General features: G+C 62.5%; 10 protein-coding genes. 7 read left to right on the forward strand and 3 right to left on the reverse strand.

The window, feature by feature from the left end; genetic code table 11:
• The first annotated feature begins 60 nt into the window (after nt 1-60).
• The 3 genes from ACZ46K_RS01120 to ACZ46K_RS01130 all read left to right on the forward strand — a co-directional run bounded on the left by ACZ46K_RS01120 (nt 61) and on the right by ACZ46K_RS01130 (nt 4392).
• Nucleotides 61-1266, forward strand: coding sequence for an MBL fold metallo-hydrolase (locus tag ACZ46K_RS01120; protein ID WP_464743372.1), 1206 nt, complete (start codon nt 61-63; stop codon nt 1264-1266).
• Nucleotides 1267-2373: 1107 nt separating this feature from the next.
• Nucleotides 2374-3486: a tyrosine-type recombinase/integrase gene (locus ACZ46K_RS01125; RefSeq protein WP_464743512.1), complete on the forward strand. Its 1113-nt coding sequence runs from the start codon at nt 2374-2376 to the stop codon at nt 3484-3486.
• Nucleotides 3487-4392, forward strand: coding sequence for a hypothetical protein (locus ACZ46K_RS01130; RefSeq protein ID WP_464743374.1), 906 nt, complete (start codon nt 3487-3489; stop codon nt 4390-4392).
• Between the two features lie 220 nt (nt 4393-4612).
• Here ACZ46K_RS01130 and ACZ46K_RS01135 read toward each other — a convergent pair whose 3' ends face one another.
• Nucleotides 4613-6601, reverse strand: a complete 1989-nt coding sequence (locus tag ACZ46K_RS01135; RefSeq protein ID WP_464743376.1) for a cutinase family protein — start codon at nt 6599-6601, stop codon at nt 4613-4615.
• A gap of 1158 nt (nt 6602-7759) precedes the next feature.
• Complete coding sequence (locus ACZ46K_RS01140) at nt 7760-8035, reverse strand: hypothetical protein (protein ID WP_464743378.1); 276 nt, start codon at nt 8033-8035, stop codon at nt 7760-7762.
• Between the two features lie 3747 nt (nt 8036-11782).
• Here ACZ46K_RS01140 and ACZ46K_RS01145 point away from each other — a divergent pair.
• From ACZ46K_RS01145 to ACZ46K_RS01160, 4 genes are all read left to right on the forward strand, one after another.
• On the forward strand, nt 11783-12493 hold the full coding sequence (locus ACZ46K_RS01145) for a nucleotide-binding protein (protein WP_464743380.1): 711 nt from the start codon (nt 11783-11785) through the stop codon (nt 12491-12493).
• Nucleotides 12493-13419, forward strand: a complete 927-nt coding sequence (locus ACZ46K_RS01150; protein ID WP_054810285.1) for a ParB/RepB/Spo0J family partition protein — start codon at nt 12493-12495, stop codon at nt 13417-13419. Before ACZ46K_RS01145 ends, ACZ46K_RS01150 begins: the two co-directional genes overlap by 1 nt.
• 407 nt (nt 13420-13826) lie before the next feature.
• A complete protein-coding gene (locus ACZ46K_RS01155) occupies nt 13827-15695 on the forward strand; it encodes a hypothetical protein (RefSeq protein WP_464743382.1) in 1869 nt (622 codons plus the stop codon).
• Entirely contained in the window at nt 15696-16490 is a 795-nt protein-coding gene (locus tag ACZ46K_RS01160; protein ID WP_054807456.1) for a hypothetical protein, read from the forward strand. It abuts the gene before it with no gap.
• Between the two features lie 162 nt (nt 16491-16652).
• On the opposite strand, the gene ACZ46K_RS01165 is transcribed toward ACZ46K_RS01160, so the two are convergent.
• Nucleotides 16653-17057: a hypothetical protein gene (locus ACZ46K_RS01165; RefSeq protein ID WP_054807455.1), complete on the reverse strand. Its 405-nt coding sequence runs from the start codon at nt 17055-17057 to the stop codon at nt 16653-16655.
• Nucleotides 17058-17206 lie beyond the last annotated feature (149 nt).

Below are 17206 nucleotides of genomic sequence, written 5' to 3' on the forward strand. Positions count from 1 at the left end.
CATCGGCAGATCCGTGCCCTGCCGATGCCGCCGTGCCGAATTTCAGCGAAGGACCATTCGATGTGCAACCTCATCCATGAGGCTCACCAACATTCGCTTTCACGCCGCGGACTGCTCGCCGGCGTCATGGCACTCGGGACCGCGACCGCGTTGGCCGGGTGCTCCTCGGCCGACACCCCCTCCCCAGTGACCACCGGTACCTTCGACTACGTCGGCAACGCCCGCTCACACCGCACCCAACTGGCTCTGCTCGGCACCGCCGGTGGGCCGATGACCTGGATCGCACCGCACAACAGTGGCGACCAGACCCGGCACGGGATCGCGTCCGCCGTCGTCGTGGACGGCGCGTTCTACCTGGTCGACTGCGGAATGGGTGTCGCACACCAACTGCGGCTGGCCAACCTCGGAAAGGAGGGTGACTTCCACGGCTACGAGGGCCTGCGCAGCATTTTCCTCACGCACCTACATTCCGATCACACCATGGACTACTTCAACATCGTGCTCTCCGGCTGGTACCACGGCCTGCCCGGTCCAGCACCTGTGGAGGTCTACGGACCCGGTGACCGGGGTGCCCTACCCCCGATCTCCGGCACCACCGACGTCCCGGTCGTCAACCCCACCAACCCAACCCCCGGCACGGTGGACATGACCAACTATCTCACCCAGGCATTCGCCACCGACATCAACGACCGACTCCGCGACTCCGGTAAACCCGGTCTCGACAGGCTCATCCGCACCCACGACATCCCGATTCCCGCCGAAGTCGGAGCCCTGGCCAATACCAACCAGTTCCCGATCATGAACCCGTTCCTGGTGATGGAGGACGACCGCGTCAAGGTGACCGCAACCCTGGTCGATCACGGCGCCGTCTACCCGGCCTTCGCGTTCCGCTTCGACACCGACGACGGGTCCATCGTCTTCTCCGGCGACACCGCGCCCAACCCCAACCTGATCACACTGGCCACCGGTGCCGACATTCTCGTACACGAGGTGATCGACGCCGATTGGGTCAAAGCCCTCTACGGCGAGCCGCCGTACAGCCCGGAGGAGGAAGGGTTCATCGAACACCTCCTGCACTCGCACACCACCATCGAGCAGGTCGGGCCGGTCGCCGAGGAGGCAGGAGTGAAAACACTGGTCCTCTCCCACCTCGCACCGGGCAACAACCCGACCGAACGGTGGCAGGCCGCGGCCGCCGGCTTCTCCGGCGACCTGATCGTCGGCGAAGATCTGATGGAGATCGGCGTCGGAAAACGCAAGAGTTGATCGACTCCTGTCAGAGCCCTGTGCTGTCGTTCCTCCAGCTCTCTCGCCGGTAGCATTCCGGCGCGCCTCTCAGCGGACATTCTCGTACGGGCCTCTCAGCGAAGACCGGAGTGCAGGTCCAATGTTTCTTGGCCTAATTGCAGGTGGAGCTTGTTTGCGTGGGTTTCCTGCACGGGTCGATGGGTGCATTCGACCACAGAGCGCGGCCCCCCGAAATAGCGGTGTAGGTTCCGGCCGGATGTGCCAATAGTGCGACCCTCCGACCTGAGCGTGTTCAGATACTGCTGGTCGGTGCACAGGGCGGATTTCCGTACCAGCAGCCCCAGGATTATCCGATGAGGATCTGCAGCAGAGAGGATCGTCGCGACAAGATCACCTGATTCCCTGCACGTACCTGACCTCAACCTCGCTGGCCCGGGGCGCTTTTCCAGGTGAGGATTCCCGCGGGAATGTCAGTAGCGATTCCCGCTTCGACGTCAGTGGCCGAGTCGGACCTGGGGGATGGGCAGCATCCGGTCGCTGCACTCTCCTTCGACCAGGACGGACGCATCCTGATTCGTCGCGAAGCCCTATGCCTCCGCCACATTCCCCAGGTCAACCCCGCGCCTGGCCTACTGACATCGAGTGGGAAGGCTCTCTGACAGGGGATGGGAAAGCCCAGCTCATCGAACTGACATCCCGATGGGAAGTCTCAACATCCTCCCAGCTCAACGACCGAATCCTGTGCAGACACTGCTGACAATTCCATGCGGTCTCTCAACATTCTCGCTATGATTATCGCAGGTCAGCACAGGTGCCAGCAGGTGTACGCACTGGCATCCGACGTCGCCCTTCGGGAGGCATGGAGACCAAAAATACGACAAATCAGGCATTTTTCGTGACCTGAGGGTTTGTCACTCACGCTTTGTGCGGGGTGACCGACGAAAATTCACATTTAAGTCACCTATCCTCGGGAACCCCGAGGTGGGCGTGTTTTCCCGCGCAGAGGCTGTCGGAGGTGTGGGTCGGGGTCGTCCGGTAGCGTCGCTGCTCGTGCGCACATGGCCTCCGACAGCAGACGAGCAGCCCGCCGCGGTCCCCGCGGCCCCGGCGGGGACACCCGAGGCTCTGGCGGGGCCCGCGCTGCCGGACATCACCCCCGAAACCGCCGCGCGCATCGCCGGAGCGGTCGGGGCGTCCCGGGCCGCCGGGACCCGCACCACCTACGCCTCCGCATGGCGGGCCTTCACCCGCTGGTGCACCGCCGAAGGACACGACGCGCTGCCGGCGCATCCGGTCACCGTCGCCGCCTTCCTCATCGCCTGCGCCGACACCGTCACCGACGACGGCACCCGCGCCTACTCCCCCGCCACACTGGCGCATCGCCTCGCCGCGATCGCCCACCACCACCGCCAGGCCGGACATTCGAGTCCTACCGGCGAGGACCTCGTGCGGCAGACGATGTCCGGGATCCGCCGTACCTACGCCACAGCCGGGGACCGGCCCCGCACCCCGCGTGAACCGCTGCTCACCACCGACGTGATCGCCATCGTCGACAAAGCCCGGACAGACTGCGACGGCTGGGCCGCAGAAGTGGCCGAACGCCGCGACACGGCGATCCTGCTGCTCGGGTTCGCCGGGGCCTTCCGCCGCAGCGAACTCGTCGGCTTGAGCTGCGGGGACATCAGCCTGCACCGGCTCGACGGGCTGCACATCACCTTGCGCAAGTCGAAGACCGATCAGGAGGGCCGCGGCACCATCCGCGCCCTGCCGTTCACACACGAGCATGCGAGTTGTCCGCCGTGTGCGTGGATGCGGTGGGCCCAGATCGTCGCCGCCCACGACACCGGCGGGCGCCCCGCGGTGATCCGGCTGCTGCGGACCGCGGAGCCGTTCACGGGGCATGTGTGCCGCGGCGCCCGCCCCCGCACCGCGTCCTCGGCGCCGCTACTGCGGTCGATCCGCAAGAACGGCAACCTGTCCGACACAGCCCTGTCGGCGGCGGCGGTGAACCAGATGATCCGCCGCCGCGCCGAACAGGCCGGCTACGACCCCGACCTGGTGGCGCAGCTCGGTGGGCATTCGCTGCGGGCCGGGTTCGTCACCCAGGCCTTCCGCAACGGCGCGTCCGCGCACGCGATCATGCGTCAGACCGGGCACACCACCCCCGCGATGCTCGAGGTGTATGCCCGCGAGAATGCGCCTCTGATCAACAACGCTGTCACCAACCTGGGCCTCTGAGTGCGGACCCCGATCGGGCACCACCACACCCTCCTCCCGACACCGCCGGATCCGGTGGTGCCGACGCGGTACCGGCACGACTGGGCCCTGTTCGCCGACTGGTGCACCGCCGCCGACCACTCCCCCATGCCGGCCACCCCGGAAACGCTGGCAGTGTTTCTGCGTGAGCATCCCGCCGCGCTCGCGACGCAGCGGCGGCGGCTCTCGGCGATCAACGCCGTGCACACCCGCCACGGTCACCTCGCTCCGGGCCGCGCCGAGACCGTCCGCCGGCACCTCGATGCCGCCCGCGCCGATCGTCTCGAACGGCTCGGCGCGCTGCTGCGGACGGCGGCACTCGAGCTGCCGACCACGGGCTGGCCCACCGGGGTGTTCGGCCGCCGCGACGCGCTGCTGCTCGTCCTCGCCTCGACCGGGATGAACTTCGCCGACGTGACCCGTCTGCGCCGCGGCGACCTCACCATCGACGGCGGCACTCTGGTGGCCACCACCGGAACCGGTGAATCCTTCCGGCTCCCGCCGGATCCCGGCAGCGGGGACAACCCGGCCGTGGGGATCTTTCTGCGGTGGGCGGAGATCCAGGCTTTCCTCGACGAGCATCACAGCACCGACCTGCTCCGGCACCATTTCACCGACCCGATCGAGGTGCTCGGGAGGCCGCTGACCGGCCGGCGATCCCGGCAGCCGTTGCTGTGTCCGATCGACCGGTGGGGACACCTCCCGTATGGCGAGCCGATGACGGCGCAGTCGGTGTCGGCCCTGGTGCGGGCGTATCTGTCAGAACGGCCCCCGGTGCTTCGCAACTCTCAGGGCCTAATTTCCCCACTGCCGAGTGCCACCGAAAGGGAACCGCTTCGATCGGTTCACCACGACCGGTCCACTGCAACAGCGCCCTGTTGGGCCTGAGCCCGCAGGAGGTGACGGTCGATTTCCCCACTGCTCAACGCATCGGGCCGGTGTCCGACGTGGAACAGGCCCTCGGTGTGCGGGCATGGGAACACCGCCATCCCCTTCTCCCCATGGTGGCGCTTCCGGACCGCCTTCGCGTCACCGCGAGTGAGGTATCCCCGGTGTTCGCAACGGCCGCACCAAGTCCAGCGGGCAGATGGGTTGTGGGCACGGGGACTCATACGGCACGTCCGATCTGGAGGTTGAGCCAGTCCGAGAGCCACGCAATGGCGTCACGACCGGCATTGTCGACAACGAGAGCGTTGTAGTTGGTGTGAGCACCGGAGGTGAAGAAACTTGCAGCATTCAGTCCTTCACCGACCAACGAGGCGAGGTCGTCGGCGCCCTGGGACTGCGACAGCGTGACCAGCGAGTCCGACAGCTGCGGAAGGTCCAGGCTCGCGACCTGGCTGGTGATACTCGTCGAGACGGCATTCGTCTGCTTACCCAGCAGCTCAGGAGCAGTCTTGGTGACCTTGCCCGAGAGCATGTCGACCGCCACCGACGCCAGATCCAGACCCACCGGAACCAAGCCGGTCATCGCTGCTCCAGCTCCGAGAGGATCAGGAGCGACCCCGGGTGGGGGGAACAGCTTTTCGAGCGCGGACCAGGCGATCTCCTGAATCTGACCGACGATGTTGGCCAGCCTGATCACATCGACGTTCGACAGGATCGACGCCACGAGCGCCGCGATCTGTGTTGCACCGGACGGGTCCGGGATGACCGCGAGTATCTGCGAGACCCACCGCAAGTCGACGGCAGCGGCCATCGTCACCAGCGGCGCAAACTGGTTGTTCAGCTCGCCTGCGATCTGGTGTGCGCCTTGTGCATCGAGTGCGGCGACCTTCTGCGGCAGCAACGTCAGGTTATTGAGGATGCCGGGCATGTCCAGCGAGGTCACGCCAGTGGCGACGTTGAGGACCTGGTTGACCACCACAGTCGGTTTGAGCACCGACAGCACACCGGCGGCCGAGCTGAACGCATCCGCGGGTGTGGAGGCCAGCGGCGCGATCTGTCCGGTGAGCGCGCTCGCGTTCGCGGCGAGTGTCTGCACCTCGGGCGCAGAGGCCGGCAGGCTGAGCGAATCACCACCGGCGAGGGCGTTCGCCGTGTCGGCGATCTCGACCACCGCAGTGAAGGCACCGGCGAGATCGGATTGCCCTGCTCGGGTGAGGACTTCGCCGGCATTGTGTTCGGCCGAACCGACCGGCTCAGATATGAGTTGGCCGTTCGCTGCCGGGTTCGCCGCGCCGGAGTCGAGTAGATCGGTCAGCGGAGCGAGACTCGTCGCGATCGACCGTGCAGTGGAGGAGACCTGAGCGATGTCGACAGTCGGTGCGGTGAGCTGCTGCCCGAGGGCAGCCACGTCGGTCCCCAGCGCCGGCAGATCCGCGTCGGAAAAATCCGAGGTCAAGACCGAAGCGAGCTGTGTGTTGCCGCTGGTCGCCGCAGTGGTGTCACCGGCGCCGGCGCCCTTGCTCAGGATCGAGCCGAGCGAGCCGAGAAGCGGGCTCGACCCCTTCTCGATCGAGCAGTACAGATCACCCGGGTCGCAGATCGAGGCGACGCGCCCGGACAGGGCTCCCATTCCCTGCGGTCGCGGATCGCCGATGCCCTGCCCTGACGTGCGCGGGCCTACGGTCGCCGTCCCTTTCGTACCGGCTCCCGGGTCGGCCAACAGTCCGACCGCGAGTACACGGCTCGCGTCGATGGGGCCCTTTCCGTTGCCGATGTCCGAGGCGATATCACCGGCAGCATCAGCACCTTGCGAGTAGCCGACCATCGTGAATTTCGTACCGGGGCACGAGTTCGCGACGTCCGCGAGCAACTGCTCGGCCCTGGACACCGCATCGGCCTTGCTGTCGGCGTAGGTGTGGCCGTTGTCGAATGCGCTGGCCATGTACGGCAGCGTATAGATTTCGACCGCGCGGCCATGGGCGCTACTCAGCGCGTCCGCAACAGGTTTGAGCATGCCCACAGGTTGACTGGGGTCAGCGTTCTCGTCGGTCTCCCACGTTCCAGGGATGAACAGGCTGAACGTCGACGCACAGTCGACCGGAGCGCCCTGCGCGATCCCAGGCGCAGTGACCAGTACACCGCACCCGGCAACGATCGCGGTAGCGATCAGCGCGACGGTGCTGCGGAACCTCGAACGATTGGCGGGCATGGACACCTCTGATGGCCGAAAGGGAATGTGCGTGCCTACGTTCACCTACCGACGCGGTTTTCCCCAACGCGGTGAAACGGCATGTGAAGGCATTTTGGACCCTCTGACCAGCACAACCACCCGATTCAAGACGCTCAGCGGCGAGAAGCCACATGACTTGCGCGGATCCCCACCGAGGTCGATCTCCAGGACCGAGGCAAGACACGTGGCTCACGTCCGCGGAGCGCAGTTGACCAACATCCGACGCAATGCCGAAACGAAGGACGCACTCCAGCCTGTTGCGTGGGAGAGCACCGTGCCCTCCCCCAGATGGTTGGCTGTCGGTGACGCCGCCGGGGGCGCTCACTTGACCATTCCCGACCCCGCGTGGCGAACAGCGTCCCGGCTGAAGATCAGTGAATATCGGGTTGAACTCATGAGCTCCTGGCCGATCGAACTCCGCCCAGAACACTTTCAGGTGCATTTCGACAGAGCTGCATGGACACCCTCATAGCGGGCCGTTGGCGCCATTTCTGACACGCCAAAATTAATTGCGGGTCGGTGCACCGTCGCGGCCCTGTCGTGTGGTGAAATAACGGTCAGCAATATCCACCCAGATAAGGAGCCAGAAAGTTACCAACGAGTAATAAGTACATATTCCCAAAGGGCAGTACATGACAAAGCCCCCTGTCGGGGGCTTGTCATTTCGAGAATCTTTGACCAGGTTCATCGAGTTGTAGTGCAGCTAACCGTTATTCAGTTCTCACCACTGTTGGCGCCTACATGGAGCCGAAGTTGCCTCTTCGCCTCCAACGTACTGCTCCGACCAGGGCTTACCGACACTCGGTAGGCTCCGACCTCTTGAAGGGACATACCGTGCTTGGTACGTCTCAGGGTAGCTCATGCCCTGAAGAAGAAACAACATTAGCAACGGCGACACGCCGTGGAGCACCCGAATCAGCTCTGCCGACGACCGCCGACGAATACGCCACAACGGCGATCGATAACGCCTATTTGAATGCAGCTGCCCGCGCTAGAGAAAATGTAGAACGCATCGAAAGAATTAATTCCGAGAGCGACCAACGCGGCCGAACCTGGTCAATTCCAGTGCCGTCGAAATTGCAATCAAGCACCCCCCTTTGGTCCGGCAGGATTCCGTGGCAACGCCAGGTTCGAGAATCACTCAATAATGACGATGGAATTAAACTCTGCCGGCAACACAATATTGATCCCGAGCGAGTATTCGCCGTCGCAGTAAGCATGGCCGCCGTAGCGGACCAACGCACCGGCCGACGCGTCACAGCATCGCGAGATTTCCTCTCCAAACGCGCCGGCGTGTCCATCACCGTCCTCAAACGCGCCCGTCGAGTCCTTTCCGAGCTCGGCATGGCTCAGGAGATGGTCAGAGGGCGGTACCTCCGCACGGTCGAACAATGGGCCGCCGAAGCCCATCACGGACGCACACAGGTCAAGGCAACCAGCGTGTGGGCACTGATCTCCCCCAAGCCTGCCGTCGTTCGCGATGCCCCCGCACTCAGCACCACCAAGCCAGCTGCCGGCGAGTGCCACCAAGCGAGTCCTCTTCCCCCAGCGATTCATCCACAACCTGACAACGATGGCCCCCAATCTCTTGTTCTTGCTTTTAGTACTTCTACTTCCGTTAGGAAGTACAAGACAACGCGCACGCGCGGGTACGCACGCGCAAATACTTCATTTTCCGGCCACAAACCACGGCCGATTGGCCTCCAGAAGGCCGCTGCCGAACTAGTTTCACTTGCTCCAGTACTGGACACCGGAAAGCACATCGGATCCGTCTGTGACGCTCTCAGGGCCCATTGCGTCGATACGTCTCGTTGGACTGGACGAGATATCGCAAAAGCTCTCAGCGAAGACACTCAGCGACGTGGTTGGACATGGCCGCAGACTGGCTCCCTTGACAACCCCATCAAGTTCCTGCACTGGCGTTTGGCTCGAATCGACTGGACAGGCCTTTCCCCCTCGGAACGAGCAGCAGAAGCGAAGATGCGCAGAGACCTCGAACGGCAAAACGCATTTGCAGTCGCTTCCACTCGAAAAGCAAATATAGCCTCCACCAGCACCAGGGAGGAATCAATGAGCCGTATTCGAGAGGCGCTCTCTAGTAAGGGGAAGTGTGCCGAAACACTCCCGTTCGCGTGCTGAGAACACTTGAATGTCGAGCGCCTCATTTGTCCGATCACCAAGAAGGTCCCCTCTCCTGCCTCCGACACAACTCGCTGATCTAGTCGAGGCTTGTGACCGTCCTGAGTCCTCATCGTGACAAAGTGACCAGGGGGTTGGGTGCAAGAGGTCACAGTAGGTAACACCACTCCTGATGCTTTACAAGTTTACCGCGGTAAACCAACCGCCGTCCGCCGCTGATGCAACCGCAGCACTCCCCCACCTCGGTAACCCAGCGGGTCTTGCAGCCCTGGTTTACCGCGGTAAACCAGGCGCCGCTAGTGCCTTCTTTCACTCCAATTGATGGAGCGTGTTTACCGCGGTAAACACGCGCAGGAGCTCGCAAGGTGCGACGAACGACGGATAGTGCGCCCAGCCTTGATCGAGAAGATCCCCTATGGGGTCAGGGAGCTTTACCCCCCAACTCAACGGCTGACGCCCAATTTGCATAGCCTCCAGGAGGGCGCAGCTACACCTCGCCCTCCACACAGCCCCCGCCATATGGGACCCGTGACTCCGCACAATTCTCCACGAATCAGCCACAACCACATCCCGGAGCGGATATTTACCTCAACAAGAATCCATGGTTTACCGCGGTAAACCAACTCTGCGCCCTAGTCCAAGACAACTGATAAACGTCGCGCGGATCGCCACGGAATTCTGAGTGTTCGCTTCCGGAGGGGTCAATCGGCGATTCGTGTATGGATCGAGCGGGCGATCAGCGGCGCTGCTGGGACCGTCCGTGCCGAGTAGTGCCCGCCGAAAACCGGAACTGTGACGTTTACCGCGGTAAACAGAATGACACCTCGGCCGGAAGGCGCCAACCTCACAACATACGAAAGCGGGATGACCTCTCTATCGATCCGACTTGGTGTTGACCTGAGCAGCCTCATGTTTACCGCGGTAAACACACCCCGGCGACATGCGTACGGCGTTCGCTCCTAAGTCTCGGGCGAACAAGCCGACACACCATGACAACGTGAGGCAGCCCAGTTGCGGCGGTTTACCGCGGTAAACCGCACCGCCAACGTTGACTTCATATCTAGGGCCGACGAAGTTTCGAGGGCTCCAATTGGGTTCGGGGCGAGCTCGCTCGTTTACCACGGTAAACCGGATACTCTTCGGAGAGGCAGGAAGGGTGCAGCGCTAAAACCTACCGACGGGCGTAGCCCCATCGGCCAGGTTCCGCTGGTAGCGATCTCTATCGACATCTCAGTAGGAAGTCGAACGACTCCGAAATGGCGCGGTTTCTGATCACCAGCCAAATCTCATTGACGACCGAAAGCATGGCACGTGGTTTACCGCGGTAAACCAGGGGATCGGCCCTGCTGAAGTTCGGAGGTAAGCAATATTGAATGAAGGTGGTCATGGGTGGGATGAGATCGCAATCTGTTCCGTTCCCCTACGCGCGCGGTCATGCCACGGTTTACCGCGGTAAACCGTGGCATGACGAGAGAACTGGACTGAGAAGAAGACTGGACTGAGAATCAGTTGCCAGCGCCCCCGCATCCGTGCCGCGAGAAATGAGACGGGCGCCAACTGCGGAACGAGCCCCGTGATCATTTCCTCCGGTGTGGCAGCCCAAAGGGCGGTTTACCGCGGTAAACCGGGGGAGTGGTTTCCGATGGTCAATCGGTTACATGTGGCCGATGTCGGCTACCGAAAAAATGTTGAGCGTGCTCTTATCGGAATCTGGGCATTCCACAATCCCCACGCCTGCGGGATAAACCGGCGAGACGAGATCTCCGAGTCTCCGCTAGTAGCCAGCTGCTGCACTTGGATCGCGGACGCCGTCGCGCAAAGTGCGCGGTATGGATTGAGTCTGCGCATCGCCAAGTTACCTGCGCTTCGATGTACGACCTTGTAGGGCGTGTAGTTCATGGGCTGCGGAAGGCAGCGGAGATCTGAAAATGGACTCGCCTGATCGCTCTCGGCGATCGGGCGGAGATCGGAGTCGATGATCGCTGATCGCCCTTACCAAACCCTGATCCTTGCAAAGCTCCGAGCTCTCGATCTGGCAGCCTGTGTAAAGGTGCGATGGCGGGGGAGAGGAGGACCAATGATTTCCTGCTTCTGAGCCCCGCCTCCTAGCTCAGAAGCTTCTTGTATCTGTGTCTGCGAGATTCGATATCGGGTCTCACATGGAATCCTCTTTCGTTAGCTTTGACGGTTTACCGCGGTAAATCTGGAAAGTAGGTCTGCTCTTCGGCCGAAGCCATTCGGGTTGACGATGCTTTCGCGGTGAGAATGGAAGAACACCAGTGCCTTGAGCGGAGCAAGGATTTCTCAGGACTCCTGGTACGGCCCTAAGGGTGGTTATGGGGAGAGTTCGTCTCCGTGAGAGCCATCCATCGGACAACCGAAGACCGCCACTGGAGAAAATATATATTAATGATTCATACTAAATATCTATACAGACCGATGCGCGAGAAGGATTTCATCTGCACCGGCCTCCTATTACGTCACAGTGACAAAATAGACCTGAGTGACTGATCCTCCAGATGTCGCAGCGGTGTATCGCGGGGAGCGCGCTCATAACATTCTTGCTGCGACGTAGATGACACGCCGAATTGCTCAAGAAATTTTGGATGCTGCGCCGGCGAAGCTCAATGTAGAGGAGCGCCGTCACGCCCCCAGCGTCCGCGACCAGGGCGGGTCTCCATCCATTCATCGACGGTTTCCGGGAGCCAGCCACACCTAGGTCCGATTGTTGCATCTGGTTCTGGGAGAACGCCTTTGCGGAGGTACCCTTTCGCGGTGTTGTAGGTGATACCAACACGATCAGCGAGTTCGTGCAACGTCAGGTAACGGACCATGATCGGTGATCCTACGCGGTCCTGTTGCTCAATAGACCTGCGTGGGTCTATTGTACGGGGAGCGTAATCCACGAAAGTTGGTCTCAGACCAATTACAGTAGTGGTGGCGCAATCACCACCTCGATTGGAACGTGGTGGTGGAAGTCCGAAGTAGCCCCGGGAGGGGTGAAGCATACGGAGGTAACAGATGGCTGTACATGTCATGTTGAACCAGAAGGGTGGAGTCGGAAAGTCCACCCTCACAATGAATCTTGCAGCCGTGAAGGCGGACGTACTCACCTCGGATGATGACGACGACGTCCAATCACCCGTGGCGGCGATTTCGGTTGACCCGCAGGGATCCGCAGTGTGGTGGGCTTCACGCGTAGAGGAACTTCCGTTCCTCATCGATCAGGTCCACGACAATCTCGAAGTGCTCCGTAACCTCGACAAGCTCCCCGGCATTAAACACGTCTACGTCGACACACCAGGCTGGATTGACCTGTCCGGCAACGACGACGGAACTGACGTACTGGGCGCCGGCTCTTCCGGTGACGCGCTCCGAGCAGTCCTTGACGTTGCAGATCTGGTCATCGTCCCGATCGAGCCCGAACCTCTCTGCTTCGATCCGACCGCACGCACCATCAAGCAGGTCCTCGAACCACTAGGCAAGAAATTCATTGTCGTAGTCAACAACTGGGATCCGCGAGACGGCAAGGTCGACCTCGAACAAACACGAGCATTCGTCCAAGCCAACGGCTGGCCCCTCGCACGAACCGTAGTGCGCCACTACAAGGTTCACACACGAGCTGCCGCCGAAGGCAGAGTTGTTACCGAGTACGAAGCGAACCGCGTCTCCCTCCAGGCACGAGAGGACTTCTACAAGCTCAGCCTCGAACTCGCGGACGGCGGCCGCTGATGCCGCCCAAGGGAGGGCGAGCGAACTTCGCGTCACTGGTCGGAGCTGTAGGCGATAACTCGCCCGTCGACCGCAAGCGAACCACCACCAGCCCCAAGAAAGTCGACATCGAACCGGTCGATGGCCAGTTCATGGCGGATGTACCCGTCGAGCAGCTCGTCGCGAACCCACGCAATCCCCGTGATGAGATCGGCGACCTGTCCGATCTCGCTACGATCACTGATCGGCAGCTGCAACCCGGAACTGCCGTCAGCCGCGACGCATGGCTCAAACTCTGGCCAGAAGACAAGCCCGAGATCGGCACCGCACAGTACGTCGTCGTCAACGGAAACCGACGTCTCGCCGCTGCCGTCAAGTACGGACGCGAAGGCCTCGACGTCGTTGTCCGAGACAGCATTGCGGCCAACAGGGGAGAGGTCCTCTGGGCTGCCACCAGTGAGAACATCGATCGCCGAGACTTCGACGTTCTCGAAGAAGCCAAGGCTGTTGAACTCATGGTCAAGGAGTTCGGCACTGCCGACGCGGCAGCAGAAAAGCTTGGACGCTCCAAAGGATGGGTATCCCAGCGTCGCGCCTTACTGAAACTTGCTCCCGAACTTCAGGCAGCTCTCCGTGCAGGCGATCTTGCGGTCAGACATGCACGGACACTTGCCAAAGTTCCCCTCGAAGAGCAGGTCGCAGCCTGGGAAGCGGCGCAGAACCCGCAGCCGGACAAGGCAAAAGCCGAGCCGGAGACTCATGATCCCCAGCCGAACTCTGAAGAGAAAGACACCGCCGAACCGTCGCCAAAAGCCGAGCCGGCCGACAAGGTAGTGCAGGCACTGAAGAAGCTCGGAGCCGATCCGGCACTGCTCGCCGCCGCAGTGCGCAGGCACTACTCCAGCGACGAGCAGCGGAGACTCGTTGACGCACTCGAACTGGGCTAGTCGAGTTCGATCGGAGATCCTATGGTGACGCATCCAGCCAGACTCTCGTCGGCTGGGTGCGTCACCTGCACAACGAAGAAACCTTCTCGCACAGACCATCGTGCACACGTTAGACGTGGCTCAGTCAACAGCTCGCCCAAATCTTTTCCACAGCATGAATTCTCGGATAAGAGACAACACCGCTCGCATAGGGCGCGCCACCTGGTCCAACGACGAGGACATCCCAAGAAGGACGCCAGACCGATGATTGGCTCACATCTCTGCACACAGGAGAGCACGTCGAGTACAGGGACTGGCGTACACACGCGCTCGCGGGGTCTCACAACAACACCCCCGCCCCGCCACCACAAACAGATAGACCCAATACTTCACGACCGCAACCTCATACGATCCCGCGTGGAGTCACGATGAGCAAAAGCGACGAACAGTTCGCACTCTTTGACGTCGAACCCAGCTCCGATGCCGAGCACATCGACGAACATGTCACGCCCGACACTCAACTCGTCAGCGAACCAGAACAGGCCGTGCCCGGCACTATCGATCACGCCGGACCCGAATCCGATACAACTGTCGATGTGGCCGCCGACGCCCGCAATGCCATCGACGACGCACAGGCCGGGCAAGAAGATCCGGTTGAGGACAACACCAGTCATCCGAAGCCGTGGGAATCCCTTCCTGCCGGCACCGAAGCCGACGGACACGCCCTCATCGTCACCGCGAAAGCCACCTACAGCCCCTCAGGGGAACGACAGACAGGCCCCGTCGACACCATCGACAAACTCGCCACACTGCTCCACTGGGCCGCCCTGACCCCCCACGGACTCACCGCACAGGTCTGGTTCGTCGGCATCGACTCCTGCGCGAAGCTCGGCTGGACCATCGACCCCGGCAGCGAAGACGACGTCGACGACCTCGAACAGCTACGCCAACGCGCCGCAGAGGACCTGACCCACACGATCGCCGCGACGCTGCCGCCATTGATCACCGCCGGGTGGGAGCTGCGCGGCGACCCCGGGTTCGTCGTGCACCTGATCCGGAAAGTCGGCAAAGCCACTCAGATGGTCGACCTGGTCCTCGAACCCTACGTCTGGACATACTGGAACAAAGACTTCGGCTGGGGAAACCGAGTCGGGGACATGGGAATCCTCGGAAACCCCACCGCCGGAACCTACCTCCCCGACGACGACCTGCCTGCCGCCCGCGAACTCGGCCGCCGCCTGGCCTGGTCAGTCGCCCATCTCGACACCCTGCCCGGCCCCACCCCGGCCCGCACCGGCGCCGCGATCCTCGACAAAATCCGCCGCGAACGCCTCCGCACCGGCAAAGGCATCGTCGTCACAGCCGCAGGCCCCGTCCCACCGATCGACGGGGCACCGCGCGGCGACCTCGAACCCGCCGCCGGCTGGTCCCGGCTCCCTGACACCGACGACCTCGCGGGCGCGACCGCGCTGGTCACTATCGACCAACGCGCCTCCTACCTCGCCTCCGCAGGCATGCTCTCCTTCGGCTACGGCCGGGTCCGGAACCTGCTGGGCCCCGACGCCGCAACAGCCGCGGCCACCGACAAGCCTGCCTTCGGAATCTGGCGCGTAACCTTGCCCGCTGCAGCACAATACGCACTTCCCGAGAAACTACCGCTGCCGCACCCCGCCATGCTCGACAATCAGCCGGTGCAGACGTGGATCACCACAGTCAGCCTCGAAGGGCTGTGCGCCCCGATCGCCGACGGCGGAATGGGTCTCGAGGTTGACGACCTCGACGTCACCGAAGCCTGGGTCTACGAAGAACAGGGCCGCGCTTTGGATAAGTGGGCCAAGGTACTACGCGAAGCTCGCACCGTAGCAGTCGAGACCGGCGACGTGGCAATGAAGCGGTTTCTCGGAGCTTGCTACAAAGGCTACGTAGGCCGGATGGTCAACCCGGATATGTGGACCGCCACCCGCATGCAACACCACCACCAGCCATTGTGGCGGGCTGCGATCATGGCGCACTGCCGCTGGCGTGGCCGCCGCGTGGCGATGCGCATCGCCCGGGAGACCGGACGGTGGCCGATTCGCACGATGACCGACTCCTGGGTTTACCTACTCGGAGACGGCGAAAACGTGGCCGACGACAGCGACGCGTTGGGCAAGATGACCGTGGAAAAACACGTCGACCTGACCGACGAGATGCTGTTGTCGTTCGCGGCCGCCGAGACCACCCACGAGGTCCGTCTCGCGATCGCCGCGGCCTACGGCGCCGACACCGGCATCGACGTCAGCGAGGTGGGGGACTAGATGGCACTGCACCTACCGAAACCACGCTCGAAGTCCGTGCCACAGAAAACAACCGGCCTCGACGGTCTGAAGGTCACAGTCGCGGCCGCCGCGGCTGCAGGGGTCGCGAAATCGCAGGAAACCAGTAGTGGTTTGGCCGGCTTGACCGCGACAGTGTCGGTCGCTCAGCTGCGCGCCGAGATCGGCAACGACGGGCTGCGCCAGGCCGCGATCGACGCAGGCCGCACACCCCCGTCCGACCGAACATTGCGTCGCTGGGCCCAACAGGACCGCATCCCGCATCCCGAGGTCGCCGAACTGGCACAGCGACGAGCAGCCATTACACGGCTCGGCGGCGTCAACGCAGTCGCGCAGCAGATCGGTCGCAGTCCCTCGTCGGTGCGTAAGTACATGTCGGGCAAGACCCACGAGCTGCGCAACGACGCGAAATCCAAACTCAAAGACGCAAAGGCAAAGGACACCATGCGCAAGGCCGGTGTCCTTCACCCCGACGGAACACCGAAGGTCGCCACCATCCGGGTGACCGGTCGTGTGCATGTCCGCAACGGCGACGAGGCCGGATACGACTACCGCACCCGCACCTTGGACTTCGGGAACTCCGATGTCCCCTTCAGTGCCGACGAGTCCCGGGAGATCGCGGCCGCGTTGGCCAACGATGACCAGGCCCGGGTGGTGGCGATCCTCGAACGTCACGCCACGCTCGACTATCCGGAGAACAAGGGCTTCGATGTGTACGGTGACCAGTTCGGATTCCACTTCGACGCCATCGACAAGCTCGACGTCACCTGGCATTGAGGCCCTTCATTCTACCGATTCAAGCCTCCTTCTCTGTGATTTGTAGTGCCGGGGGATCAGCAGTGGATATCGCGGTGGAGCTGGCGTCGACATGATCCCTCAGTCGTTGAATGGACTGTTAAGGAAGTGACGACGCCGACCACGATGGTTCATTGGCCGAGCTCACGGCGTGAGTGTGGAAGGTCGAGGACGCGGCGCGTGTTCGTGCCTTGCCGGCAACCTCGAAGGAGTCTGATCCGCCCCTGAATGGCGTCGACCTCGATGCCACTCGAATCTGCCGCGATACTTGTTGGCGATGGAGGTGACGATTGCGGTGAAGCCGGGGGATCGGGTGGCATCGTCAATGGCGAAGTACATCGCCGTGTCGACTTCTTTCTGCCGCAAACTGCCGTCGGGCAGGTATAGCAGCGGTCTCAGATGGACGATCCCTCGACCGCCGGCCTCGACCTTCTCGCGCGGGCGGCTTTCGTTCTCGGCATCAGCGCACCAGCGGTATCGCAGCAGCTTTCCCTGCCTCTTTGGGGGTTCGGCGCGGTGACGCAAAGTCGAGGCCGGGGTGACCTGCATGGGTGCGACAGAAGGATGAGGTCAGTTTCTGCTGCGTTCGCTGTCGACCTGCAGCGAAGACTAGCGAAATGGGCCGGACGGGCTGACTGGACAAGACGGAATCTACAGTAGACTTCTAGATAGAAACAATCCGAGCGTGCCTACCTGCA

This window comes from Rhodococcus sp. JCM 9793, assembly GCF_055380405.1.

What these genes read in the sequence shown, in the direction of transcription:
- ACZ46K_RS01120 (WP_464743372.1), top strand. Translation starts at nt 61, where the DNA reads ATGTGCAACCTCATCCATGAGGCTCACCAACATTCGCTTTCACGCCGC.
- ACZ46K_RS01135 (WP_464743376.1), bottom strand. Translation starts at nt 6,601, where the DNA reads ATGCCCGCCAATCGTTCGAGGTTCCGCAGCACCGTCGCGCTGATCGCT.
- ACZ46K_RS01145 (WP_464743380.1), top strand. Translation starts at nt 11,783, where the DNA reads ATGGCTGTACATGTCATGTTGAACCAGAAGGGTGGAGTCGGAAAGTCC.
- ACZ46K_RS01150 (WP_054810285.1), top strand. Translation starts at nt 12,493, where the DNA reads ATGCCGCCCAAGGGAGGGCGAGCGAACTTCGCGTCACTGGTCGGAGCT.
- ACZ46K_RS01155 (WP_464743382.1), top strand. Translation starts at nt 13,827, where the DNA reads ATGAGCAAAAGCGACGAACAGTTCGCACTCTTTGACGTCGAACCCAGC.
- ACZ46K_RS01160 (WP_054807456.1), top strand. Translation starts at nt 15,696, where the DNA reads ATGGCACTGCACCTACCGAAACCACGCTCGAAGTCCGTGCCACAGAAA.
- ACZ46K_RS01165 (WP_054807455.1), bottom strand. Translation starts at nt 17,057, where the DNA reads ATGCAGGTCACCCCGGCCTCGACTTTGCGTCACCGCGCCGAACCCCCA.